This window comes from Nonomuraea turcica (genome assembly GCF_030718205.1).
Taxonomy (GTDB): Bacteria; Actinomycetota; Actinomycetes; order Streptosporangiales; family Streptosporangiaceae; genus Nonomuraea.
In genome coordinates, this window is sequence record NZ_JAUZQF010000105.1 from 1 (window position 1) to 659 (window position 659).

General features: G+C 60.5%; 1 protein-coding gene. It reads right to left on the bottom strand.

Annotation, left to right across the window (positions count from 1 at the left end):
- Nucleotides 1–282, bottom strand: a 282-nt coding sequence (locus Q9G87_RS60435; RefSeq protein ID WP_305925704.1) for a hypothetical protein, incomplete at its 3' end; no start/stop codon positions are given.
- Nucleotides 283–659 lie beyond the last annotated feature (377 nt).

Below are 659 nucleotides of genomic sequence, written 5' to 3' on the forward strand. Positions count from 1 at the left end.
ACTACTCCAACCATGCCCGACCTCACGCGGCGCGCTGCCCGTATACGGCTGACCATCGTCACGCACGAAGTTGTTGCTGTAGAGCAGCATCTTGCCCGCGGCATCCACAGCCAGCAGGTCAGTGAACCCATCACCGGTCACATCGGCCGGAATGATCCTGGTCGTACTACTCCAACCATGCCCGACCTCACGCGGCGCGCTGCCCGTATACGGCTGACCATCGTCACGCACGAAGTTGTTGCTGTAGAGCAGCATCTTGCCCGCGGCATCCACAGCCAGCACGTCAGCGTACGAGTCACCCGTCACACTGTTGCCGGGTAGCTCCGCAGGTCCCGAGCTTAACGCAGCCTCCCACGTCCTTCATCGGCTCCTGATGCCAAGGCATCCACCGTGTGCCCTAAAAAACTTGGCCACAAAGATGCTCGCGTCCACTATGCAAATCTCAAACAACAAACAGCAACCGGATCCCAGCCCGCAATCGCGAGCTGTTCACCGGTCCTGTGTCCGAAGAAGCCGAGCGCAATGCCCGTTCCCTCAGGACCCAACAGTGTGTTCAGACCCAGTCCAAGCCCCCGGTAACTCCGTTCCCACTCCCATCGCTGGGCGGTACTAGCAGTCCGGCAACCCGGCCTAGCTGACTAGCCAGTGCTCCACTAGTG